This is a genomic window from Kosakonia sp. AG348 (genome assembly GCF_003337365.1).
In the GTDB taxonomy this organism is placed as follows: Bacteria; Pseudomonadota; Gammaproteobacteria; order Enterobacterales; family Enterobacteriaceae; genus Kosakonia.
This window is the reverse complement of record NZ_QPJR01000004.1, coordinates 609,842-634,529: the sequence shown is the minus strand read 5'-3', so window position 1 is coordinate 634,529 and position 24,688 is coordinate 609,842. Positions and strand designations below refer to the sequence as shown.

At 51.7% G+C, this 24,688-nt stretch carries 26 protein-coding genes and 1 tRNA gene; 23 read left to right on the top strand and 4 right to left on the bottom strand.

Going from position 1 to position 24,688, the window contains the following annotated elements:
- The first annotated feature begins 37 nt into the window (after positions 1-37).
- The 9 genes from DFO56_RS13285 to DFO56_RS24615 are packed head-to-tail and all read left to right on the top strand — an operon-like array spanning position 38 to position 6,182.
- Positions 38-1,975 carry a phage major capsid protein gene (locus tag DFO56_RS13285; protein WP_045514680.1) on the top strand — a complete coding sequence of 646 codons (1,938 nt, stop codon included), beginning with the start codon at positions 38-40 and terminating at the stop codon, positions 1,973-1,975.
- Between the two features lie 38 nt (positions 1,976-2,013).
- Complete coding sequence (locus DFO56_RS24825; protein WP_162836387.1) at positions 2,014-2,181, top strand: hypothetical protein; 168 nt, start codon at positions 2,014-2,016, stop codon at positions 2,179-2,181.
- On the top strand, positions 2,181-3,527 hold the full coding sequence (locus DFO56_RS13280; RefSeq protein ID WP_045514682.1) for a phage portal protein: 1,347 nt from the start codon (positions 2,181-2,183) through the stop codon (positions 3,525-3,527). Before DFO56_RS24825 ends, DFO56_RS13280 begins: the two co-directional genes overlap by 1 nt.
- Positions 3,524-4,558, top strand: a complete 1,035-nt coding sequence (locus DFO56_RS13275) for a phage portal protein (protein ID WP_045514685.1) — start codon at positions 3,524-3,526, stop codon at positions 4,556-4,558. Before DFO56_RS13280 ends, DFO56_RS13275 begins: the two co-directional genes overlap by 4 nt.
- Positions 4,555-4,881, top strand: a complete 327-nt coding sequence (locus tag DFO56_RS13270) for a head-tail connector protein (protein ID WP_045514687.1) — start codon at positions 4,555-4,557, stop codon at positions 4,879-4,881. Before DFO56_RS13275 ends, DFO56_RS13270 begins: the two co-directional genes overlap by 4 nt.
- A gap of 12 nt (positions 4,882-4,893) precedes the next feature.
- Entirely contained in the window at positions 4,894-5,232 is a 339-nt protein-coding gene (locus tag DFO56_RS13265) for a phage head closure protein (protein WP_045514689.1), read from the top strand.
- Positions 5,229-5,675, top strand: a complete 447-nt coding sequence (locus tag DFO56_RS13260) for an HK97-gp10 family putative phage morphogenesis protein (RefSeq protein WP_045514691.1) — start codon at positions 5,229-5,231, stop codon at positions 5,673-5,675. The genes DFO56_RS13265 and DFO56_RS13260 overlap by 4 nt, the downstream gene beginning before the upstream one ends.
- A complete protein-coding gene (locus DFO56_RS13255; RefSeq protein ID WP_045514694.1) occupies positions 5,672-6,019 on the top strand; it encodes a hypothetical protein in 348 nt (115 codons plus the stop codon). The genes DFO56_RS13260 and DFO56_RS13255 overlap by 4 nt, the downstream gene beginning before the upstream one ends.
- A gap of 10 nt (positions 6,020-6,029) precedes the next feature.
- Complete coding sequence (locus DFO56_RS24615; protein ID WP_158539530.1) at positions 6,030-6,182, top strand: hypothetical protein; 153 nt, start codon at positions 6,030-6,032, stop codon at positions 6,180-6,182.
- Here the strand turns inward: DFO56_RS24615 and DFO56_RS13250 are convergent.
- Positions 6,154-6,543, bottom strand: a complete 390-nt coding sequence (locus tag DFO56_RS13250) for a hypothetical protein (RefSeq protein WP_147271674.1) — start codon at positions 6,541-6,543, stop codon at positions 6,154-6,156. The two genes, DFO56_RS24615 and DFO56_RS13250, sit on opposite strands and share 29 nt — an antisense overlap.
- A 44-nt stretch (positions 6,544-6,587) precedes the next feature.
- On the opposite strand from DFO56_RS13250, the gene DFO56_RS13245 reads away from it, so the two are divergent.
- The 14 genes from DFO56_RS13245 (at position 6,588) to DFO56_RS13185 (ending at position 22,138) form a co-directional block, all read left to right on the top strand.
- Positions 6,588-7,061, top strand: coding sequence for a phage tail tube protein (locus DFO56_RS13245; RefSeq protein WP_045514700.1), 474 nt, complete (start codon positions 6,588-6,590; stop codon positions 7,059-7,061).
- Positions 7,062-7,108: 47 nt separating this feature from the next.
- Positions 7,109-7,495: a phage tail assembly chaperone gene (locus DFO56_RS13240; RefSeq protein ID WP_020454435.1), complete on the top strand. Its 387-nt coding sequence runs from the start codon at positions 7,109-7,111 to the stop codon at positions 7,493-7,495.
- Positions 7,496-7,518: 23 nt separating this feature from the next.
- Positions 7,519-7,782 (top strand): DUF4035 domain-containing protein, encoded by a 264-nt coding sequence (locus DFO56_RS13235; RefSeq protein ID WP_045514702.1) that lies wholly within the window; start codon positions 7,519-7,521, stop codon positions 7,780-7,782.
- A gap of 56 nt (positions 7,783-7,838) precedes the next feature.
- A complete protein-coding gene (locus DFO56_RS13230; protein WP_045514713.1) occupies positions 7,839-8,177 on the top strand; it encodes a zinc ribbon domain-containing protein in 339 nt (112 codons plus the stop codon).
- Positions 8,178-8,229: 52 nt separating this feature from the next.
- Positions 8,230-11,499 carry a phage tail tape measure protein gene (locus tag DFO56_RS13225; RefSeq protein ID WP_045514704.1) on the top strand — a complete coding sequence of 1,090 codons (3,270 nt, stop codon included), beginning with the start codon at positions 8,230-8,232 and terminating at the stop codon, positions 11,497-11,499.
- Positions 11,500-11,511: 12 nt separating this feature from the next.
- Positions 11,512-12,102 (top strand): hypothetical protein, encoded by a 591-nt coding sequence (locus DFO56_RS13220; RefSeq protein WP_045514148.1) that lies wholly within the window; start codon positions 11,512-11,514, stop codon positions 12,100-12,102.
- A complete protein-coding gene (locus tag DFO56_RS13215; RefSeq protein ID WP_045514077.1) occupies positions 12,102-12,686 on the top strand; it encodes a hypothetical protein in 585 nt (194 codons plus the stop codon). Before DFO56_RS13220 ends, DFO56_RS13215 begins: the two co-directional genes overlap by 1 nt.
- A gap of 6 nt (positions 12,687-12,692) precedes the next feature.
- A complete protein-coding gene (locus tag DFO56_RS13210; protein WP_045514080.1) occupies positions 12,693-13,091 on the top strand; it encodes a hypothetical protein in 399 nt (132 codons plus the stop codon).
- A complete protein-coding gene (locus tag DFO56_RS13205) occupies positions 13,091-15,802 on the top strand; it encodes a DUF1983 domain-containing protein (protein ID WP_045514082.1) in 2,712 nt (903 codons plus the stop codon). The genes DFO56_RS13210 and DFO56_RS13205 overlap by 1 nt, the downstream gene beginning before the upstream one ends.
- A 30-nt stretch (positions 15,803-15,832) precedes the next feature.
- On the top strand, positions 15,833-16,762 hold the full coding sequence (locus DFO56_RS24610; protein ID WP_158539529.1) for a DUF6453 family protein: 930 nt from the start codon (positions 15,833-15,835) through the stop codon (positions 16,760-16,762).
- Positions 16,763-16,808: 46 nt separating this feature from the next.
- Positions 16,809-18,038, top strand: coding sequence for a tail fiber domain-containing protein (locus tag DFO56_RS13200; RefSeq protein ID WP_045514084.1), 1,230 nt, complete (start codon positions 16,809-16,811; stop codon positions 18,036-18,038).
- A 180-nt stretch (positions 18,039-18,218) separates the two neighbouring features.
- Complete coding sequence (locus tag DFO56_RS13195; protein ID WP_044489689.1) at positions 18,219-18,641, top strand: translesion error-prone DNA polymerase V autoproteolytic subunit; 423 nt, start codon at positions 18,219-18,221, stop codon at positions 18,639-18,641.
- Between the two features lie 2 nt (positions 18,642-18,643).
- Positions 18,644-19,909: a Y-family DNA polymerase gene (locus DFO56_RS13190; protein WP_045514086.1), complete on the top strand. Its 1,266-nt coding sequence runs from the start codon at positions 18,644-18,646 to the stop codon at positions 19,907-19,909.
- A gap of 648 nt (positions 19,910-20,557) precedes the next feature.
- Positions 20,558-22,138 carry a phosphoethanolamine transferase gene (locus DFO56_RS13185; RefSeq protein WP_045514090.1) on the top strand — a complete coding sequence of 527 codons (1,581 nt, stop codon included), beginning with the start codon at positions 20,558-20,560 and terminating at the stop codon, positions 22,136-22,138.
- Positions 22,139-22,464: 326 nt separating this feature from the next.
- Here DFO56_RS13185 and DFO56_RS13180 read toward each other — a convergent pair.
- The 3 genes from DFO56_RS13180 to DFO56_RS13170 all read right to left on the bottom strand — a co-directional run bounded on the left by DFO56_RS13180 (position 22,465) and on the right by DFO56_RS13170 (position 24,624).
- A tRNA-Pro gene (locus DFO56_RS13180) sits at positions 22,465-22,541 on the bottom strand.
- Positions 22,542-22,617: 76 nt separating this feature from the next.
- Positions 22,618-24,378 (bottom strand): LPS biosynthesis-modulating metalloenzyme YejM, encoded by a 1,761-nt coding sequence (gene yejM, locus DFO56_RS13175; protein ID WP_020454418.1) that lies wholly within the window; start codon positions 24,376-24,378, stop codon positions 22,618-22,620.
- Positions 24,379-24,396: 18 nt separating this feature from the next.
- A complete protein-coding gene (locus DFO56_RS13170; protein WP_017458551.1) occupies positions 24,397-24,624 on the bottom strand; it encodes a YejL family protein in 228 nt (75 codons plus the stop codon).
- Positions 24,625-24,688 lie beyond the last annotated feature (64 nt).

The following is a 24,688-nucleotide window of genomic DNA, read 5'->3' as shown; positions in this document are numbered from 1 at the left end:
CGCTCCGGCGGGTTTTTTCGTTTCAGGAGGCAGTCAAATGACGCTTAATCGCGCATGTACCCTCATGACGGTCAAGGCGGTAAACGAGGATGAGCGGATCATTACCGGCATCGCCTCCACGCCGTCGCCGGACCGTGACGGGGATATTATTGAACCGGAGGGCGCGAAGTTTCGCAGCGATACGCCATTCCTCTGGCAACACGACCGCTCACAGCCGATCGGCACCTGTACGCCGAAAATGACGAAAGACGGACTGGAAATCACTGCGAAGCTGGTGAAACCCACGCCGGACATGCCGTCACAACTGGCTGCGCGCCTCGATGAGGCCTGGGCATCCATCAAGGCTGGTCTGGTGCGTGGTCTCTCAATCGGTTTCCGGCCCATTGAATATTCCTTCCTTGATGAAGGTGGTATCCGCTTTCTGGCCTGGGATCTCCTTGAGGTCTCAGCGGTAACCATTCCGGCAAACGCCGAATGTTCCATCCAGACCGTTAAATCTTTCGATCGCCAGTTACTCGCCGCGTCAGGCTCAGGGAAACCGGTGGTCAAGTTACATCAATCTGCTGGCGCTACAGCAAAAAAACCGACTGAAATAAAAGGAAAAAACATGAATATTGCAGAACAGATCAAGAGCTTCGAAGTGAAGCGTTCAGCGCTGGCAGCTTCTCTCGACGAGATCATGTCAAAAGCGGCTGAAGAAGGGCGCACCCTGGACGCGGAGGAAGAAGAGAGCTACGACAACACGTCCACAGAAATCAAAGCCGTGGACGCGCATCTCAAACGTCTGCGTGACATGGAAAATAACATGGCGGCTACTGCAAAACCCGTAGCCAAAGCCGCCGCGGGTGTCGTGGACACGGTGGAAAACCGTGCTCCGGGCATCATCCGCGTTGATCATAAGCTGGAAAAAGGTATCGCCTTTGCCCGCTTTGCCAAAGCGCTGGCCGCTGCGAACGGCAGTCGCTCCGAAGCGCTGGAGATCGCCCGTAAGCAGTATCCGGACGATTCCAAGCTTCATCACGTACTGAAAGCGGCTGTGGGTGCCGGTACCACTACCGATCCGAAATGGGCAGGCGCGCTGGTGGAATACCAGGAATATGCGCAGGATTTCGTGGAATTCCTGCGACCGCAGACCATCATTGGCCGATTCGGCCAGGGCAATATCCCGGCGCTGCGCCAGGTGCCGTTTAACATCCGCATTCCGGCGCAGACATCAGGCGGTTCGGCAAACTGGGTAGGCCAGGGCAAGGCGAAGCCGCTGACGAAGTTTGATTTTGAATCAATCACCTTCGCCTTTGCTAAAGTGGCTGCAATCGCGGTGCTGACCGATGAATTGATCCGCTTTTCTAACCCGGCAGCCGATGCGCTGGTGCGTAATGCGCTGGCAGAAGCTGTTATTGCCCGCCTGGACACGGACTTCATTAATCCGTCTAAGGCTGAGGCGGCCGGTATTTCTCCGGCATCCATCACCAACGGCATCGTCGCTACCCCGTCAACCGGTAATCCGGACGATGACGCTGCGGCAGCATTTGGTGTGTTCGTTGCGGCTAATCTGCAACCGAATGGCGCGGTCTGGCTGATGTCCAGCACCACTGCGCTGGCGCTGTCGATGCGTAAAAACGCACTGGGTCAGAAAGAATACCCGGAAATGACGCTGCTGGGCGGTACCTTCCAGGGGCTTCCGGTGATCGTCTCCCAGTACGTCGGCAATCTGCTGGTGCTGGTCAACGCGCCGGATATCTACCTTGCTGACGATGGCGGGGTTGCAGTCGATATGTCCCGCGAGGCATCGCTTGAAATGGAAAGCGATCCGACCGGCGACAGCATCACGGCGACGGGTACCGAGCTGGTCTCCATGTTCCAGACCAACAGTGTGGCCATCCGCGCTGAACGCTGGATTAACTGGAAACGCCGTCGCACCGCCGCGGTTGCGGTGATTTCCGGTGTGAACTACGGCACCACCCAGGGCAGCTAATCAGCACAGGAGGGCGGGGAATTTCCCCGCCATTTTGCATGGCAAAAATCAGATATCTGCAACGCACGCATGATTCACATCCCGGTGATGAGAAATCTGTGGATGACCAGTGCGCCAGGGTGCTGGTGCTGCTTGGCAAGGCTGTCTATGTCGGCGATAAACGCGCTGGTGGCACGAGAAAGAAAAATAATGCGGGGGCTGGTTAATGTGGAATCCTTTCCGGAGAAAAGAAAAAGCTCTTCAGCAGCCAACGAGCCGCGGCGGATGGATGTCGCTTATCGGTGAGCCTTTCGCCGGTGCCTGGCAGCGCAATCTGGAAATTAACCCGACGACTGTACTTTCCTTTTATGCCGTTTTCTCCTGCATATCGCTGATTTCCAGCGATATCTCAAAGATGCCATTGCGGCTCATACTCCGTGATTCGAATGGGATCTGGAAGGAAAGCAGAAAAGGGGGGGTTGCTGCAATTTTAAATAAACCCAATGCCTTTCAGAACAGGATCCAGTTCTTTGAAAGCTGGGTAACGTCAAAATTCTGTCACGGCAACACAGTGGCCCTGAAAATACGCAATACCAGGGGAGAAATAACGGAGCTTCGTATTCTGGACTGGAACAAAGTCACGCCGCTGGTGGCTGATGATGGCTCTGTGTTTTACCAGATAAACCCCGACAACATGACCGGAATAGAAACTTCTGTGACAGTTCCCGCGCGTGAGGTTATTCACGATCGTTTCAACTGTCTTTTTCATCCGCTTATTGGCCTTTCGCCGATTTACGCCGCCGGGCTGGCTGCCATGCAGGGACACCACATACAGAAAAATTCCGCATTCTTTTTTCGTAACGGCGGCAAGCCGAGCGGCGTTATTGAGGTGCCTGGCAGCATCAGTGAGGAAAACGCGCGCCTCCTGAAAACTAACTGGGACACCGGATATACCGGAGAGAACGCAGGGAAAACAGCGATCCTGAGCAATGGGGCAAAATATAACCCCACCTCTGTATCGGCTGCCGATGCACAGATGGTTGAACAGTTACGGATGTCTGCCGAGATTGTCTGTTCCGTTTTCCATGTGCCGGCTTACAAGGTCGGGATTGGTGCTCTTCCTTCTTATGACAACATTGAAGCGCTTGAGCAACAGTATTACTCACAGTGTCTCCAGACACTTATCGAGTCGATTGAGTTGTTGCTTGATGAAGCCTTTGAACTGGATGGCAACACCGGTACCGAGTTTGACGTGAATTCGTTGCTGCGCATGGACAGTGAGCGCCGGATTAAAACGCTCGGTGAGGCGGTTAAAAATACCATCATGAAACCAAACGAGGCCCGGCTTCGCGAGAATTTGCCGCCGGTTGAAGGGGGCGACGATCTCTATCTGCAACAGCAGAACTTCAGCCTTGGGGCGCTGGCGCGCCGTGATGCTTCTGATGATCCGTTCGGGAAAAGCACTGCACCAACGCAGCCGCAACCTGTTGCCACTGACAATGAAGGGAAAGCGCTGACTGATGCTGAGCAGGCGGTGACCAAAGCAATAATCAGAGGATTTTTAACAAAATGAATGAGCGCGAATTATCCCTGATAAAGGTGCTGGGCGAGGAATTCGGCCAGGTCATCACTGAAATGCGTGAGAGTTTCAGCAAAAGCCTCAACGAACACCGGGAAGCGATCGACAGGAGACTGGATCAGATTGCATCCGATTTCAGTGCCCTGAAAGATGCCCCGCCGCCAGATTTTACCGCACTTGTTTCTGCGGCCGTCGCTGCGATTCCCGCGCCTGAGTTACCGGCTTTGCCGGATTTTTCCTCGATGGTTCAGGAGGCTGTTTCAACGTTACCGCCGCCACAGGACGGGAAAAGCATCACTGCCGATGATGTTCGCCCCATGCTTCAGGACATGGTGGATAAAGCTGTCGGTGCCATTCCGGCGCCTGAAAATGGCAGGGATTACGATCCGGAGGTACTGGCGCAGGTGGTAAAAGAGGCCGTGGATGTGGCCGTTTCCGCTATTCCGGTACCACAGGACGGGAAAAGCCTGACACCTGAAGATGTGAGGCCCATGCTGGACGAGCTTGTCACCGCATCCATGCCCGTTTTGCCTGATGTAAAAACGCTGGTTAGCGAGGCGGTTGCGGCGTTGCCTGCCGCTGAGCCTGGCCGTGATGGCCGTGACGCGCTGGCGCTCGAAATACTTCCTTTTATCGACGAAGAGAAGAGCTATCCGCGTGGATGTTATGCAACCCACAACGGTGGCCTGTGGCGCTCTTACGAGAAAACACACGGCATGCGAGGCTGGGAATGTGTCGTTGATGGCGTGGCTGCTGTGGAGATAGAACGTTCTGAACCGCGCCGCTTTACCCTGACGGTTAATCGCGCCAGCGGCAGCAGTGAAACCCGGTCTTTCGATGTTCCGGTCATGCTCTACCGTGGCGTATTCAAATCCGGTGGTGAATACCAGCCGGGCGATACGGTCACGTGGGGCGGCTCGCTGTGGCACTGTGACGAACCGACACAGGACAAGCCAGGGGAAACCGGTTCGAAAGGCTGGACGCTGGCCGCCAAGCGCGGACGTGACGGGAGGGATAAGACGTGATCGAGCTTGTGACTATTGATCAGGCGAAGGAGCACCTGCGCATTGATGGCGACGCTGGGGATGCCGACCTGACCCTAAAAATTCAGGCGGGCAGCGCCGCCATTCTCGCTTACGTTCAGGGGAGCCGTGATCTTATTGTCGGCAGCGGCAATGTCCTGATTGAAGGTGAACCATTGCGGCGAACGCAAACGGCTCTGCTCATGTTACTTGGCTGGCTTGATCGTAACCGTGGTGGCGAAGAGGAAGAGAAGCTGAAGCAGGGCGAGCTTCCTTTTTCCGTGACGATGCTCATTTATGATCTTCGTCGTCCAACAATTCTGTAGCCCGGAGGATTTATGCATGCAGGCCGCCTACGTGACCGGGTAACTATCCTGAATTCTTCCTATGTACGCACCCCGTCAGGAGACAGCATCCCTGTATGGGAAGAGGGGAAAACCATCTGGGCAGAAGTGAAAGGCATCAGTGGACGCGAACTTATTACCAGCGGAGCGGAGAAAGCCGAAGCCACTATCCGTGTATGGGTTCGCTTCAGAACTGACATTTCAGCGTCTTCGCGTCTGAAGGTTATCAGCGGTGCTTTTAAGGATCAGGTGCTGGAGGTAACAGGACCGCCTATACCTGATTCAGGTCTTGAGCAGCTTGAGATCCTTTGTAAGCAGGGAGTGAAGCCGTGATAGATACCAATCTGGATTTTTCCGATCTGCTGGATCTGTCAAAGGATCTGGAAGCGCTCAGCAAAGCTGAAAACCGCAAGGTGATGCGAGATGCCACTCGCGCAGCGGCAACCGTTTTTAAAGATGAAGCGGTTAATCGCGCCCCGGAGCGCACCGGGAAACTGAAGAAAAACATCGTTGTCATCACCCAGCGTGACCGCAACGGTGATATCTCATCCGGCGTGCATGTACGTGGTACCAATCCACACACCGGCAACAGCGACAATTCGATGAAAGCAAGTAATTCGCGCAACGCCTTTTACTGGCGTTTCGTTGAGCTTGGTACGTCAAATATGGCGGCTGTTCCGTTTATCCGTCCGGCCTATGATGCGCGGCAAGAAGATGCAGCAAATGCTGCCTTTGTGCGTGCCAATCAGGCGATTGATGAGGCGCTGTCAAAATGACCGAGGCTGATGTTTTTTCTCTCATTGGTGCGCTGGCAGGTGGGCAGGTTTACCCCTACGTTGCGCCGCTCAACCCACAGGGCGCGCCATCCATTTCGCCGCCCTGGATCACCTTCACGCTGGTGGATCAGGTTTATGGCGACACTTTTTGCGGCCCGGCTGAAGAGAGCAGCGCGCTTCAGGTCGATGTGTATTCCCGTACCGTTGATGAGTCAAGAGGGCTGCGTGAGCAGGTGATTTTCGCGCTGATGCCGCTGGGATTCACACAGATGAGTAAAACCGGTGGCTATGAGCCAGAAACAGGGCTGCGGCGCGCAACGCTTGAAGTTCATATCACTGATTGAGGAAACAAAAATGTATCTTGGAAAACGCATTAAAAAAATCGAGAAAGAAATTTCAGAAATAAAAAAAGCGACTGAGAAGCCAGCCGCTATCGCGCGTATTACTGCTGATAGTTTTATTATCAGCCGTGATGGAGTTACTCTTTTGCGCCTGTCAAAATTTTAACCCTCACAGCAATCTGCGCGAGTGCCAGTTGAGTAAATTCTTGTCCATCATTTTGAGCATAAACGCGATCTAAATTTGCCAAAAGTTCATCTGCAAATCCCGGCATTCTGTCATTAAGTGTTCTTGCCAGCACAGCATATGCTGCATTCATAGCGTGAATAGCGGTAGTGTCACTCGGGACAGCCATATTTTCTGATATTGATTTTTCGAACATATAAGCCATTTTTTTAATTCCATGACCAGAGGTAATCAGCCATTCCTCCTTAATTGAGTGCGCCAACGTCCCACCGTTGACGGGCTGAAAGATCACCATATCCAGGCTAATGGATATATCACATCCTGATATTTGAACAGTAACCATAACCCCAACCGCCACGAGGCGGTTTTTTTATGCCCGGAGCAAACATGACCAGCAAATACGAAGTAACGAAAGGTACACAGGTCGGCATTTCTGATGCCCCTGTTACCGCCGAAGACTTTCAGTCTTCTGGTTTTCCCGGCGTCGGCGTGACTTTTCTGGTAGCGGAGTGCGCAACAAAGGAAATCAGCTATACCGGCGGGCAGAAGGGTGACATTGATGTCACCACGCTTTGCTCAACTGAACAGGAGCAAACCAACGGGCTCGCCGCGCCTGCTGAAATGAGCATTACCCGTAACTGGGTTGGCGATGAAGCCGCACAACTGGCATTGCAGACTGCTTATGAAAACGATGAATTGCGCGCGCTGCGTGTGATTTTTCCGTCTGGCAACGGTTTTTATATCCTGGTTGAAGTGCGACAGAGTTCATGGTCAGCAGCCACGTCTGCTGTTGTGGGTGCCACCTATTCGCTGCGCGTTCGTGGTAAACCAAAACGCATCGTTGCAAACCATGGATCCTGAACCGAAGCGGCTCAGGCCGCTTTCTTTTCCCCTTCTGAGAAAAAATAATGAGCAACCCGAAACCTTCTTTACGCGCGCTGGCGCTGACGGCGGCCACCGCCTTTCGAACCAAAACTGTCACCGTTAACGAATGGGGCGGAGCGAAGGTCATCCTTCGTGAACCATCCGGTGAAGCATGGGCGACTTTCCGCGAGTTCGTTGGCGACACACCGGATGATGATAAAAAGCCGCTTTCTGAAACCGAGAAATTCATTCGAAACAAGGAAGCAGATGTGATCCTTTTCCTTGATGTTCTGCTTGATGAAACCGGCAACCGCGTTTTCAGTGAAGATGACCGGGCCACTGTTGCAGAAATTTATGGCCCTGTACATGCCCGCCTGCTGCGCCAGGCTCTTGATCTGGGTATTACACAGGACGAAGCCGAAAAAAAGTAAAGGAGCCGTTGACGTTCTTTCTGATGTCGCTTGCGCTCCGGCTGGGAAGAACGCTTCATGAACTGCGACAGAGCATTACCGCCAGCGAACTGAAAATGTGGATTGCCTTTGACCGCATCAGCCCGATTGGGGACTGGCGCGGCGATGCGCAGGCAGCGCAAATTGCTGTGGCCACACTCAACTCGCAGGGCGGTAAATACGAGATTAAGGATCTGATCCTCAAGTTCGGCCAGCAGGATGAAACAGAGGAAATCAGCGAGTTAGAAGCGTGGATGGAGAATCTTTGATAGCAAATGTGACTGCTGTTAGGATTATACCCAACGAAAAGCAAAAGGGACTGGTCATGGAATTTTTTCTATTAGCAGCAGTGATTGGGGTTATTCCGGCGTTGATAGCTCAGAGCAAAGGGCGTTCTTTTTTTGCATGGTGGATTTACGGAGCGCTGCTTTTTATTGTCGCTTTAGTACACTCACTCGTAATAAAAAAAGATATTGAGTTTGAGGAAAAAGAAAAGCTTGATGAGGGTATGAAGAAGTGCCCATATTGCGCAGAGTTAATTAAAAGTGAAGCAATAAAATGTAAACACTGCGGAAGTGATTTATCTACAACGGACAAACCTTTAGTCGAAAAAACAGATGAAGATTATCTGGAAGAGGCCAGGAAAAAAGCTGGACTCCTCTGATAATTAAAATGACAAAAACCCCGCAAGTGCGGGGTTTTTTTATGGGTGAAATATGGCGACACTCCGCGAACTGATTATCAAAATTTCAGCTAACTCCAGTTCATTCCAGTCTGAAATTGCCCGCGCCTCACGCATGGGGGCGGACTATTACAAAACGATGGAGGGTGGCGGTAAAAAAGCGGCAGCCGCCACGCGCGAAACTCAGCGCTCGATTGCTGCATTGAATAGTGAACTGGCTTCGGTTAAGGCTACAGCAACGGGGGTTGCTGGTGCATTCGCGGGGGCATTTGCCACCGGACAACTGGTTCATTACGCCGATACATGGAACCAACTAACCGGTCGTCTTCGACTGGCTTCCACGGGCTCTGATGATTTCGCCCAGTCCCAGCGCACCCTGATGGATATCAGCCAGCGCACAGGTACCTCTTTTGAGGCGAACGCAAACCTTTATTCTCGCATTGCCGCTTCTCTTCGCGATGCCGGGTACGCTTCCGCAGACGTGGCGAAAGTGACCGAGACGGTTGCCACCTCCCTTAAACTATCCGGTGCCAGTACAGAAGAAGCCAGTTCAGTGATCACACAGCTCAGCCAGGCGCTGGGTTCAGGCGTGCTTCGTGGTGAAGAATTTAACGCCATTATGGAGAGCGGCGGACGTCTCGCAAAATTACTTGCTGATGGACTTGGCACGACCGTCGGCGGGCTGCGCAACATGGCAAATAACGGCCAGTTGACCACCGAAAAAATTATGCCGTTGCTGACCAACGTTGAACTGCTGCGCAAGGAATTCGACACGCTACCGGCCAGTATCAGCGGTTCTGCTCAGAAGGTTGAAAACGCGTTTATGGCGTGGGTTGGCGGTGCCAACAATGCCGTTGGTGCATCATCAACCCTGTCCGGCATTCTTGACGGTCTGGCTAAAAATATCGATACCGTAGCCAATACTGCTGGCGTACTGGTTGGAATTGGTCTGGCTCGTTTCTTTGGCAACATGGTTGGCAGCGTAGCCAACTCAACGACTGAGATCATCAAAAATACTGCCGCCGAAGTTGCACTGGCGCAGGCTCAGGTGAGAGGCGCCCAGATTAGTGTTGCTGCCGCGCGGCAGACTGTATATCGCGCTCAACAGGCAAAAGCGGCTGCAGTATCAATTGAGGCTCAGATTGTTGCGGAGCGTAACCTTACTGCCGCACAGGCTGGTCTTGAAAATGCTATTTCTGCCCGCAGTGGCGCTGTTAACAACCTCACCAACAGCGCATCTGCAATGTCACGCATTGGCTCAGGTGTACTTGGTGTTCTTGGTGGCTGGCCTGGTCTTATTATTGGTGCTGGCGCAGCGATGTATGGGCTGTATGAGCATACCCAACAAGTCCACAAAGAGGCGGTTTCATTTGCTGATAATCTTGACGAGATAAACAGCAAGCTTCAGAAAATGTCTGTTGCCGGGCTGCGCTCCACATCTGTAGACGCCAGCACCTCACTAGTTGCTCAGAAGAAAGATCTGGCTGATTTAGATGAGCAGATCAGGAAGGTAAAGGACAGTCAGGCCGCACTGGCTCAAATACAGGAAAGTTACAATAAGTCGCCGCGGCTGACACGCCTGAATACTTTCATGGATCAGGAAGATATTACTGCAAAAAATATCGAGCTGACCGGGCAACTTAATAAGCTTGAATATGAACGTGAGCAGGCAGCGTCAAAAGTCGAAGCCACACAGAAACTGGTCAACCAGGCCAGCGATCTGGCGTCGCAAAAAGCTGTCGAGCAGGCTGGCGCCGTTTCCATTCTGAAAGGAGCATATGACCTTCTAAACCGCTCTATGTCAGCTACCGCTGGCGCCACGCCTCCTCAGTACTCTGGCCCAGTTGTATCAATGGCGAAAGCTACCCCCCAACAGCAGACCGCGCTGGATAAAGCACAGCGTGATAACGTGCTGGCTAGTATGGATGGGCTGGCGAAACTACATCAGCAACACGTTTATGAGGCTGAGGATCTCAAGCTTACCGGTGCACTCTACACCACCTATATCTACAACAAGGATCAGGCAGCGAAAAAAGATGCAGCAGCAGCGCAGGCTAAGAAAGATGCAACGGCTGCCACCAATGCGCAGAATAAATCAGACAGGGAAGCTTCCAGCCAGGCAGAGCAGTACAGCCGAAAACTGGCAGATTTAAGTGTGGCCATTGAGGTGCAAAAAGTCAGGGCTACTGAAGGTGAACAGGCGGCTGAACTCTACGCTGCGGCAAATCAGACCGGTGCAAAATGGACTGATGAGCAGCGTAAGGCTATCCAGGGGCAGGCGGCAGAACTCGCCAGACTGACGCAACTGGCAGATGATCACGTTAAGAAAGTACGTGAGCAGGCTGATGCGTTAAAAGATCTGACTGAAGCCGCCCGTAAATTTCGTGACGATGCAGCACTGGCGACTTATACCTCCGGCATGAGTGATCGCCAGAAGCAACGCTACGAGGAAACACAGCAGGTCGAACGTGTCTTTTCCAGAACAGACGGCGGCGCTCAGGCTATTGCCGCGAGGAGTGCCGCGCTTACTGAACTGGACAATAAATATAAGGCCATCGCTGAATCAGAGGCCGACTGGCGCAGTGGTTTCAGTAAAGGAATTAACAACTGGATGGAGGATGCCTCGGCAACAGCAACGCAGACCGCTGATCTGGTGAATAACTCGATGACTGGTCTGATCGGAAATATCTCAGATGCGCTGGCAGGGAATAAAGTCGACTGGGATAACTGGGCGTCAAGCATACTCCAGTCTATGCAAAAAATTCTCCTTAACGCCATGCTGGTGGATAGCCTGAAATCCGCATCCAGTTCCAGCGGCCTCTTCTCGTCAATTGGAGGAATGTTCGGCGGTTTATTTGGTGGCGGCAGTTCCGGATCTTCAGCCGGTGCTGGCCAGTCTTTTGCCGTGCCATCTTTCCGGCCAAATGCGAAAGGCGGCGTCTATGCTTCCGAAAGCCTGAGCGCGTACAGTAACAGCGTGGTGAATACCCCGACCTATTTTGCCTTTGCAAAGGGCGCCGGACTGATGGGCGAGGCCGGGCCGGAAGCCATCATGCCGCTAACCCGCTCTGCTGATGGTTCCCTTGGTGTCAGAATGGTTGGTGCTCAGGGGGCTAACTCCGGCGGTGGCAATACGGTTATTCATCAGCATTTCAGTATTTCCGGGAATGGTGACGCCGCACTTAGACAGGCCATGCAGGAAGCCGCACGGCAGGGGGCTCAGGATGGCGCGAAACAGGCAAGGCAGGAACTCCTCCAGGACTTCCAGACCCGCGGGCAGGCTCGCCGTTTGCTGAACGTTTAGTAAGGAGTGATTATGGCTGTTGAATGGCCTGCTGATGTCTGTCCCGCGGCGCTGACATGGCGCCCGGAGAGCAACACCAAAACATTTCGATCCCCTTTCAATGGTGCTTCACAGACCGTTCGTTATCCCGGTACCCGCTGGGTATGCTCCCTGACGCTGACCAACCTCACCGACGAGAAATCACGGCGCGTTGATGCGCTTATCGCGTCCCTCGATGGTGAGTATGGCCGGGTTAAAATCCGTGACTGGGGGAGGCCGGGAAGAACGCCGGCGGGAACCCCGACCGTTTCTGATGCAAACCAGACCGGCACGGAGTTACACAGCAAAGGCTGGACGGCGGGCGTGATTGTGCTGCGGGCCGGGGATTACATCACTGTTAATGACGAACTGAAAATGGTTACAGCAGATGTGACCAGCGCGGCGGATATGACGGCAATTATCCCGATAGCGCCAATGCTCCGCATTTCGCCACCGGCAAACGCAGTAATTGAAGTGGCTAACCCTTACGGCATCTTTAAGCTGAAGGACAATCAGCAGGGGGCAGGCAGCCGGATACCCGGCGGCTTTACCAGTTACACCCTTGAGTTTGAGGAGGCGTTTTAATGCTGTATTCCCCGTTTTCTGATGCGATGGTGGACTGGCTGTCACGCGACCGGGTGACGGCGGTGATCGCCGCGAATATCCAGTTTGAATCGGGCTCCGTCTATGTACATTCCGGTACCGGCACGATTGTCCTGAACGGTTTTGTGTATTACGGCATGGGCAAAATGGGGGCGGTTGATGATGTGGGTGAAACCAATTCGACCAGCCCGGCGCAGCTGAAGCTTACGCTATCCGGACTGGATCTTTCGTTGTTTGCCACCACGCTCAATGAACGGTGTGTTGGCAGGCAGGCGAATATCTACCTTGTTGTTATGGACGACAGCGGCGTGGTGCGCGCGGCGGATATGATTTTTCAGGGCAAAGTATCAAGTACGGGTGCCACCGCCGGGGAAACGAACGCCCTGCAGTACACCGTCAGCAATATCTTTGAGGACTGGCAGCGCCCGTTTCCCGATCGTTATACCGATGAATCCCACCAGGCCACACAACCGGGCGACCGCATTTTCCGTTACGTGGCGCAGATGGCGGAGCGTTCAATCTACTGGGGCAGCAAGAAAGATGCTCCGGGCTTTACTTATTCGTGAGGAAGCATGAAGCATCCAGACTGGCATAACCGATTAATCGCCGTGATGAAGGCCGCTGAAAAGCGGCCTTTTTTATGGGGTGAAAATGACTGCTGCCTTTTTTCGGCTGACTGCGCCCGGGCGATGTGCGGCGAGGACTTTGCAGCTGATCTGCGCGGCACTTATCACACGGCGACAGGGGCGAAAAAAGTGCTGCTGCGTAGCGGCGGAACGCTGGAAAAGGTGCTGGCCAGATTCCTTGATGAAGTGCCTGTGAAACTGGCGCAGCGCGGTGATATCGCCGTCGTGGAAAATAACGGCGCCCGGTGCGCCGGTGTGGTTTATTCCGGAGTGGTGTGGGTGCCGGGTAGCGCCGGGCTGGTCAGCCTGCGGGTGAAACCCCTGAGTGTGTGGAGGGTACGATAATGCCAGCTGCGATCCCAATTGTTGCGACCATCGCCGCGGGTGTGGCTGCCTCACAGGGCGCTTATGCCATCGGTATCGCCATTACGGTGGCCGCCCAGGTGGCAACCCAGCTGATGACAAAGAAACCCTCGCTTGATGCGTATCGCGATACCTCAGAGCGCAAGCAGGTGCTGCGCGCCGCCGCCAGCCCGAAAACCGTGGTTTACGGTCGTACAATGTCAGCCGGTACACTTTTCTTTTCAGAAGAGCAGCCCGGCTCCCAGACAGATGGCGAGTGGCTGCATATGGCGATCACCCTTGCCGGGCATCCCATTTCCGGAACGGGCGCGATCTATCTTTCCGATGATGATATTGGCACCTTCGGTGATAGCGTCACGCATGAGGTACATATTGACCGGCAGACCGCCGATCCGTTTATGCTGGCTAACTGCCCGTCGTGGAAAGCGGACATGATCGGTAAGGGCATTTCATGGCTGCGTATTTCCATGAAATTCAATGCCGAGAAGTTCCCGGCAGGTATCCCCAATATCAAGGTCGAAAAACTCGGGCGGAAGGTTTACGACCCGCGTACCGGGCAGACGGCTTACAGCAATAACGCCGCGCTGTGCATTCTCGACTATTACCGTAACTATCTCAAAGTGCCTGATACCGATATCAACTGGGAGCAGTTTCAGGAAGCGGCAAACATCAGCGATGAGATTGTCGCTAACGGCGACGGCACCTCAGAGCGGCGTTACATGCTAAATGGTGAGTTTGACCTCAGCGAAAACAAGGCCAGTATCCTTGAAGCCATGCTGGTATGTTGTGCCGGAGAACCCACGTACACGGCGGGTAAACACGGCATTCTGGTCGGGGCATATTACGGCCCGGCGACAGAAACCATCACGGAAGATCAGATCGCCGGTGATATTGAAATCATGCCGGAGGTGGCTCAGACAGACCGGGTGAACACGGTTAAAGGTACTTTCGTTGATCCGCTGCAGGGATATTCTGAAGTTGATTTCCCGTCTGTATCGGTTGCTGAATGGAAAACTGAGGACGGGGTGGAAATATCTCAGGATATGCCGCTTCGCTTTGTGACCTCCGAATTTCAGGCGCAGCGCCTGGCGGATATCCGGCTGAAGCGTACCCGCATTTCCCGCACGATGAATATCCCGCTTAACCTGAGCGGCTACCGATATCGTCCCGGCATGTATGTGAAAGTAAGCCTCCCTTCGCTTGGCATCACCGGCGTTGAAATGCGCGTGACAGACTGGAAGTTTGGCATCAGTAATGGTGTGCAACTCACGGTCAAGCAGGAAACCGCCGACGTGTGGGGAGATGCTATTGGTAAACCCATCGTGCGCCCGCCGTTCACTCAGTTACCCGTCGGCGGCGTGGCGCAGCCGCAAAACCTGAAATATACCGTCGGGGAGATCGGGCAGGTGGTACAGGGTGTGCTGTCATGGCAGAACGTCGGGCAGTTTGCCTACAACAAGGTGATCATCCGCCAGGGCGGAACGGCGGTGCTGTCTGTGCAGGTTCCCGGTTCATTTACCCGCCTGACCGGTCTGCCGAGAAACGCATACACCGCGCATGTCATTGCCGTTAACCAGATGGGCGCGGAGTCGCCGGAGGCATACCTCGAATTTAATATTCAGGCGCCGCCGCCGCCGTCGCGGGTGGATATCGAACAGGGATTCTTTGCCATCACACTGATCCCGCGCCTGGCCGATCTGGTCAACGTTTCCACACAGTTTGATTTCTGGACGTCAGGAGAAACACCGCTGCCGAACGCCAGCGATATAACGGTGGAAAATGGCGCCACGCGGGAAGGTATCGGCACGACCTGGACGAAACACGATCTCAAAGTCGGGCATACCTATTACTGGTACATCCGGACCATAAACGCCTTCGGCACATCAGCGTTTGTGACTGTCGCTGCTGAATGCTCAATGGATACCGGGAGCCTGATTGAAATCATCGATGATGGGATCCGTAATTCTGGCGCGTTCCAGAATATCCAGAACGGGGTGGATACCAACCTTGAGGCCGCCATGCAGAATGCGCTGGCGGTGCATGGCACCGTTGAGCACCAGTATCAGCAATATGGTGAGGTGCGGGCCGATATTCTTGTTGTGAAAACGACGGTCGCCAGTAACGAAAAAGGGCTGGCCGACCTGTCAACTTACGTACAGGCGCAGATAGGTCCGGCAGGAAGCCTCGTTGCTGCCGTTAATCAGAAAATGACCGCTGAAGTTAACATCGACGGGACAGCGAAAGCGTCTTACGTCACTAACCTCGGCATTGTCCGCAATGGCGTGAAGTACAGCGCCGGGCTTGGCATGTCGATAGAACCAGACGGCAGCGCCTACAAATCGACGGTCGTTGTCGCTGCTGACCAGTTCGGTGTTTATTCCGGGAATAATCCCGGCAACTGGCAGGCTGCGTTCTTTGTTTACAACGGCCAGGTATTTATCAGGAGCGCGCTAATACAGGAGGCATCCATTGATTTTGCCAAAATCACGGACACGCTCCAGTCATCTAACTATGTGCCAGGCGTCAGCGGCTGGCGCCTCAGGAAAAGCGGCGATGCGGAATTTCACGGGGCATTATATGCAACAAGCGGGCAATTCTCCTTTAACGGAACAAACAACACTGTTGTCCTCGATGGTAATGGCGTAACGGTAAATCTTCCTGGTGGCGGGCTAATTCGTCTTGGAACATGGTGAGTCGTTGTCTGTAACTTGCAGGTGAACAATATGCCAAGTGGGCTTTATATAAATTACAATGATGGAAGGCCAGCCATGGAAATAACGGCAAACCTTCGGTGCCCGTCCTTTTGTAGAAATGTTGGTAGTGCAGGCTCAACTACTGAAGTGATCAGCGAGTATATTCCCGGATCTCAGCTGATATACATACCTTCAAGGGCGGCGGCTTACAGTCCTCCTTCCGGCACTGCAATAATTGGAACCGTTAGCTATTTGCGTAATGTCACGTTTAATGGCGCGTTAATGACGCACGATAGTGTTGATAATAATGGGATATGGGCAGGGCAGGTATGGCAATTATTGCCCGTCAATTCCCCCTCAGGCAATCGTGGCCTTTTGATTGCTAACTCGACAGATTTTTCCGTTATTTCAGATGTAACACGAATTATGACGTGTATCTGGCACGGAAATATCACGATTAACGGGCAGGCCGCTGCGCCCACATCCGGAGTTTTGTTTGCAAAATGGAATCATCCAACAGCGTCAATTACGCTGGAAAATGGGGTTCTGTATGCAAGAGAAAGCAGAACGGACAGTTCGGATGTGAATGCGAACGTAACAATATATGCCGCGATATTTAATGTTTCATCACCCACCCCTGGTGTGGGGTTAAATATCATTAACTCATCAGGGCAATGTACATTTTCCACCGCAAGAAAGCCGCTGATTTACTCTGGCAGTTTTTCACCGACAAGCAACTGGCAGGATATAGGATCGAATATGGTTCCTCTAGGCACTTACGGCTATGAAGCGAGTAACGGAGGTGGGTGGTGTAATATGCGACTCAGAGGCTTAATGATGTCTGGCAACAGTGTGAAAACCGGAAACAGTAAAATAACGTGGCAATGGACAGACCGATATAGCATTGTTGGCAGCAGGAATGTAGGTATATCTATACCGTTGATACCTGATATTTATTAAATCATATACACCCGCTTCGGCGGGTTTTTTATTGCCTGGAGTATTTATGTCAGCAGGTACATTAACACTCACGAACAATTCAGCCAGCGTTGTCGGGAATGGCACGTCGTTCACCACTGAGCTTACAGCCGCCGATTTTATTGTGGTTACGGTCGGTGGTGTTTCTTACACGCTGCCGGTGAAAACGGTGGACAGCACAACCGCGCTCACGCTGGTCAGCAATTACACCGGGCCAACGCAGAGTGGTGCCGCCTGGTATGCAGTGCCGCGCGTTGCAATGAACCTCGTTACTGCTGCGCTGGTGGCGCAGAGTGCTGAAGCGCTACGTGGTCTTAACTATGACAAGCAGAACTGGCAACAGATTTTTAGCGGCACCGGAACAGCCACAATCAAACTTCCTGATGGCAGTGCTTTTACCGGGCCGACATGGAACAGTTTTACGACCGCGCTTAATAGTAAAGCAGATAAAGTTGACGGTGCGGTGCCGTTGAGCCAGGGCGGTACCGGGGCACCAACGGTAGCAGGTGCACGTACAAATTTAGGGCTTGGTGACTCAGCGGTACGGAATGTGGGGACGGCAGCCGGGACGGTAGCGGCGGGGGATGATTCCCGTATTGTTAACAGTCTGCGAAAAGATCAGGCAGGGACGATGAGTCAGCCTATCTACAGCAATTTTCTGTCGGCAAATGGATTTATGCTGGAGAAAAATTCAACTGCAGTATCGCAATCCGGAAGCAACTATTATAACCGCTTTGCCAGAGTGTTTAGCCGCTTTAGCGATGCATCCTTTGAGATAGACCATTTTGAATCACCAGGTAACTACTACGCCGCGCGTATTATTGTTTATTCCAGCTATCAAAACAGTCAGTTGGCTTCCTTTGAAATGCGCCATACCGGCATCGGCGTTTCGCAGGGCGGATGGCAGACTTTCTCTGACAGGAGAATAAAAACAAACCTTGTCCCTGTTGAAAAGCCACTCGAAAAGATGAAGTTAATCCGGGGTTACACGTGGGATCGCCTTGATAGTGCCCCATCCGGCAGGGGGTTTATTGCTCAGGAAGTGGCAAAAGCATTCCCGGAGGCGGTGTCTGTTGGCGGGTCCGCTACGCTTAAAACCGGTGAAAAGATCGATGATATTCTTACGCCGGACACTTATGGCGTGGCAGCAGCTCTGCATCATGAAGCCATCCTGGCTCTTATGGATAAGATTGAGGCCCTGACAACCCGTGTTGACAAAATTGAGGGGGGATCAGTCACCATTCACCCAGGTTCATGAGCAAAAAGGCAACAATCTATTCGGCATCCTGATAATTTACACAACATATAACCCCATAAAAAACAATTATCCTTAACTAAAATCGTCTGTTCCTTATTCACAAACAAGCGCAGCCGGATCTTGAACAAAGCTCGAGACAATACTACTGTATATAAAAACAGTATTAAGCAGGGCTACACTATGCAATTCATTAAACCAGCAGATTTTCCGCGCGCAGTTGTCGCGCTCCCGCTCTTCAGCGACCTTGTTCAGTGCGGGTTTCCCAGCCCGGCAGCGGATTATGTTGAACAGCGTATTGATCTAAACGAACTCCTTGTACAGCGCCCCAGCGCGACGTATTTCGTCAAAGCCGCAGGGGATTCCATGATTGATGGCGGGATCAGTGACGGAGATCTACTGGTGGTTGATAGTTCGCGCACCGCGCAGCACGGCGATATTGTGATCGCGGCTGTCGATGGCGAATTCACTGTTAAACGTCTGCAACTTCGACCAACCATACAGCTCAACCCAATGAACTCGGCATACAGCCCGATCCGGGTAACAAGCGAAGACACCCTGGATATCTTCGGTGTCGTAACTTTCATTGTTAAACCGGCGAGCTGAATATGTTTGCTCTGTGCGATGTGAACAGCTTTTACGCGTCGTGCGAAACCGTTTTTCGACCTGATTTGAAAGGGCGGCCAGTCGTTGTTTTGTCGAACAATGACGGCTGCGTGATAGCCCGCAGCGCCGAAGCGAAACCTTTTGTGGTGATGGGAGAGCCTTACTTCAAGCAGAAAGAGGCGTTCCGGCGCCACGGTATCGTCGCATTCAGCAGCAATTATGAGTTGTACGCGGACATGTCAAACAGGGTGATGACAACCCTGGAAGAGATGAGCCCTCGCGTGGAAATATACTCAATCGATGAAGCCTTTTGTGACCTGACCGGCGTGCGTAATTGCCGTGATTTAACTGACTTTGGGCGCGAGATACGTGCGACCGTGCTGAAGCGCACTCACCTGACTGTCGGCGTCGGCATAGCGCAAACCAAAACCCTGGCGAAGCTGGCCAACCACGCCGCGAAAAAGTGGCAGCGCCAGACCGGCGGCGTGGTTGATTTGTCCAACATTGACCGCCAGCGCCGGTTGCTGGCTCTTGTTCCGGTTGAGGATGTCTGGGGTGTCGGGCGGCGCATCAGTAAGAAGCTGAATGCCCTGGGCATTAAAACCGCGCTTGAACTCTCAGAGCAAAGCACCTGGATTATCCGCAAACATTTTAACGTCGTGCTTGAGCGAACGGTGCGGGAGCTGCGCGGCGAACCGTGTCTCGATCTTGAGGAGTTTGCGCCGGCGAAGCAGGAGATTGTCTGCTCGCGTTCTTTTGGTGGACGGATCACCGATTACGATGAAATGCGCCAGGCGATATGCAGCTATGCAAGCCGGGCAGCAGAAAAACTACGCGGTGAGCATCAGTATTGCCGGTTTATCTCCGCTTTCGTTAAAACCAGCCCGTTTGCATTAAACGAGCCGTATTACGGCAACAGTGCATCGGTAAAGCTGCTCACGCCAACACAGGACAGCAGGGACATTATCAGTGCCGCCACCCGGTGTCTGGATCGTATCTGGAAAGAAGGTCATCGCTATCAGAAAGCAGGTGTCATGCTTGGCGACTTTTTCAGTCAGGGCGTCGCGCAGCTCAATCTGTTTGACGACAACGCGCCGCGCGCGGACAGTGAAAAGCTGATGGCGGTACTGGATAGGCTCAACGCGAAGGAGGGGCGTGGGACGCTGTATTTTGCAGGGCAGGGCATACAGCCGCAATGGCAGATGAAGCGCGATATGCTGTCGCCCCGGTACACTACAAGGTATTCAGATCTTATTAGGGTCCGATGAGTTTTCTCAGTAAGCTTGGTCAGCTATGTGCCAACAGAGGACATGCCCGAAGTGTCTCTTTGCGCATCACCGAATGGTTTTGATTTACTCCGGCGCTTCTTTCTTAACGTGCCTTACGTCGCGCAGAACAGCGAGCCAGATAAACGCGTCTGCGAGCACAGTACTGTTAGAGATAATATCTACTGCTTTCCTCCCGCTGACTATTTGCCTCATCCAATGACGCGCTGCTTCTGGTGAGAGCCACCGTGAATAGAAACCAGCCCTTTATCAGATGGTGAGTCACCATCAAAAATACTTCTGACTCATTGCCTAATCCATCAAGTGCCGCCATGCAGGTCGGCTGACCATCAGCATGGTGGATTAAATAGGGTTGTTTCTTGTGGCCTTCCTTATTTCGCTCATAACCCATCGTACAGGCAGCAATTATGAGTAAAAAATAGCCGAGAGAAGGTCAGCGGCTCTCAATTGGAACAAATTATCCCAGTGTCCTGATTGTGTGATCAACAATAGTATTATGGATACTGTCTTTGTATTAACCAATCAATTCAGGTAGCTTATATTCACACGACTTATATGTTAATCTGCGCTCAAGGTACTCCCCTTTCTTTTAAAAAATCACATAAAAAACTAAAATACAGGCACTGTAAAATGTCATGGATCTTTGAACGCATTCGTTATGAAAATATTAAAATTTATTTAAGTAAGATGTTATTTATAATTTCAATTTTCATTGTTGTCATCGTTAATTTTATTGCCGCACGTTACAACTTGGTTATTAATCGCACGTTGGTTTTTGCATTGATTTTATTAACACTTCTCTGCATCAATAACAAACCACTAAAAAACTTAATTGGCTTTATCGCTTTAACTTTCATAGCTGTTGATTTATCTCTTCAGCTGTATGCCTGGAGTAACTTTAATACTGGATTTACCTATGGTTTTGCATTAAGTGTAATAAATACTACAGGTAGCGAAGCATTTTCGATGTTAGGCGTTTATTGGCGAAGCTGTATTACTTTTGTGGGTCTGTTGATTTTATTTATGCTAACCATCAATTATGGTATAAATACTATCCCGTCAAAATATAAACGATACCCTGCAATTTTATTGGTGTTGTTACTGACTGGTTATACTGTACAAGGTGCACTGCATCAATTACGAAAAAGCAATGTTGATAGCCTTGCTCAACGAGTTATAAATTCAACTCCGCTGAGTACAGGTTCGGTCTTTATGCAAGCTTTCTCTGATATGAGTATTGCCTCCGATATTAATAAAAATACGCCTAACTACACAATATCAGTATCAGATACCGGAATTGATAATTATGTGTTGATTATCGGGGAATCTGAGCGCCCTGAAAATATGAGTATTTATGGATATGAGAGAGACACAACGCCTAAACTGGAAGCAGAAAGGAAGAATCTTCTGTTGTTCCAACATGCCATTAGCCCCGCGCCAGTGACCATCATGGCTGTACCACTTGCTCTCACTGCGGCTTCAGTACAGGAAACGACGCCAGCTAAGTACAGTGACAATATCATTAGTATTGCGAACAAAGCTGGATACGATACCTACTGGTATAGCCGCCAGGGGAAAGGTGGCGCATATAATAATGTGATTACTGGTATTGCAATGCAAACTAAGCAGCATCAGTGGATTGATCAAGGATTCGATGACGCTTTGTTACCAGAGTTTGAATCAACACTTACAAAATCAGGTAAGAAATTCATTGTTCTGCATCTATATGGTAGCCACGAACCAGCATGTTCACGTTTCCCTGAGGATGCTTCCGTCTTTAAAAATGGAAGTAAACATGATGATTGCTATGATAACTCTGTACGCTTCACGGACGATCTTATGGGCAAGGTTTTTAGTCAACTTTCGCATACGCGCTCTTCTGTTTTCTATTTTTCTGACCATGCCTTAATACGAGATCCTTCACGTGCAGTAGTATATTCTCATGCTGGGGCCAATCCACCCAAAGAGGCTTTGGTTATACCCGCTTTTATCTGGTATAGCCCTAAAGTTGAGATGAAGAATAAGTGGCTCGGAGATTACCAAACACCATGGTCTACAGATGATGCTAATACGCTATCCGAGTTATGGCTCGGCATTCATCGGGTTGATCAGAATACTGTTAGTATGCAAGGGTGGCTCCAGAATTATCAAAAACCGATTATAGTTATGGATACAACGGGGAAGAAATTTAACTGGAAGAATATGCACTAGTTGAAATTTAATATTTCAGTTCAAAAATTCTTCTGGTGACTAACTGAAATTTCATGACGGTGTGAGTCAGATCTGTAATGAATCGCCACGGGTTTAACAGACACTGACCTGTTCCCGGTTGATTATTACACGACAATGTTAGTCCTACATCTCTGCGGTTATGACAAATGCGAACTTCCGCACTTCGCTCATTGCGGACTTTTTCTTCCTGTTATAAACGCACCGAACGGACAGAAGTTTTACCTTCATTTTACCTTTGTTTTACCTTGTACGGATCGCAGGCATAAAAAAACCAACCGCAATGGGTTGGTTTTCCTGGGGTTTTTTGGTCGGCACGAGAGGATTTGAACCTCCGACCCCTGACACCCCATGACAGTGCGCTACCAGGCTGCGCTACGTGCCGACATGTGGCGCTAATACTACCCTTTTCATGGCTGAATGCAAGCTAAGGTCAGACTGAGTGATTCATAATTAATCAATCAGTTAGCGATAAAACGTTTTTCATCCGTCAGAACCTGCAGCAGCAAACTGAGTTGCGGTTTCTGATCGCGAATTTTCTCACCCTGCGCATTCCAGGTCTGGTAATTCCCATTTTGATTCAGCACCAGCGTTATTTCCGGTGTGGTAATCGCCAGCTCGTCGCTATCCGCAGCGGTTACCCAGTTATGACGGCGCGTAGCGGTAAACAGATCCTGACCTTGTGAATACTCGCTTGCCGGCGTGCTGACATGCAGCAGACGCTGCATCAGCGTGGTCATAATGTCTTTATGATCCGTTAACTTGCTAACACGTTGCGCAGGCGTTCCCGGCCAGTGCACGACCAGCGGTACATGCAACCGGCTACGTGACCAGTCAAAATGGTTGTCTTCTTTGCTTTCCGGAACGCCGTGTCCGGCGGTAATGATCACCACCGTGTTATCAAGCTTACCGGAGGCGCGCAGGGCATCCAGCACCCGTGCAATCTGATCATCGACACTGGCAGCGGCTTTGCCATATTTACGGGCAAAGCCGGGCTGCGACATATCAACAGACGCGGTGCCGTTTAGCGAAATCCACGAGAACCAGCGGTTATCTTCCTGCGCATAATGCCCCAGCCAGCTAATCCACTGGTCGGCGGTTTGCTCATCGCTCTGCACTTTTGCCGCGGGCAACGAAAAATCAGATAACAGTGCCTGGCGGTAGAGCGGGCTGCTAAAACCGTCGGAAGAGAACAACCCCAGTTGGTAACCCTGCTGGTTAAAAGCGGTAATAAGCGCCGCGGGAATACGCGCTGACAGCACGCCATCCTGGTAACTTGGCGATATGCCATAAAACAGACCGAAATAGCCGCCATCAGCGCTATTGCCAGAGCTCATATGCTGCGTAAACGTGACGTTTTGCTGGGCGAAGCTCGCCAGTTGCGGCATCTGTTTCTCATAACGTGAGTAGTTGAGACCGTCGACGGTAATCAGCAGTACGTTCTGGCCGGAACCCATATCCTGGTAACGCAAATCACTTAGCGGATACTGTACTGATACCGCTTCCGGGTTGCCTTGCTCCACCAGGCGTCGCTGATAATCCTGCGCATCCAATAACCCGTGTTTTTCCAGAAAACGACGTGCGGTCATTGGGTAGGAGAGTGGCAGATTCGCCCGCTGCATGGTGATGGGGCGATAGAAATTGGCGTCGGCCCAAATGTACATCACGTGAGTGGCAATAAAGGCGACGAAGAAAAAAGCGGCCAACGGTTTGGCAAAGTGGCGACGCCGGGTAAGACTGCGCAGTTTCTGCCAGCTCCAGGTCGCAAATAACATCTCAATCAGCAGGATCACCGGCACGCTGATAAACATTAATTGCCAGTCACGCGCGGTTTCATTCTGGTCCGGGTTAATGACCAGTTCCCAGACGATCGGGTTGAGATGCAGGTGAAAACGGGTAAAAACTTCGCTGTCAATCAGCAACAGCGTCATGCCGGCGGTCGCCAGCAGCGCTGACAATACGCGCATCAGCCGCTGGGACATCACTATAAATGTCAGTGGAAACAGTACCAGCAGGTAAGTGGCGAAAACCAAAAAACTAAAATGCCCGACCACGCTCAGGTAGGAGTAAATACGCCCTGAGAGGGTGGTCGGCCAGTCGGCAACAAACAGATAACGGCTACCGAGCACGATGGACAACAGAATGTTGAACAACGCGAACCAGTGCCCCCAGCTTACCATCTGGGAGACTTTTTCACGGTAGCGCTGACGATTGGTCACCATAAACTGTCGCTATTTCCCTTAATGCGCCTGGTCGTCGCCGATGGACGATTGTAACGCCTGCGCGAAAGACTTCGCGATAGCCTGACGCTGTGCGGGGGCGACGCTGGTGTTAATCAGGTTCGTCACCATATTGCCCAACACCATCAGAGAGAGATCGGTCGGTGCTTTGTGTTTTTCCAGTACGTTAGCCAGCTCACTCAGAAGCTTTTCAACGTGTTCATCACTGTAGCGGGAGATTTGTGGCATAAATCGAAATCAGTCTGTTCATGAAAGGGCAACATATTACCGTAGCAACAGCTTTTTTTCTGCT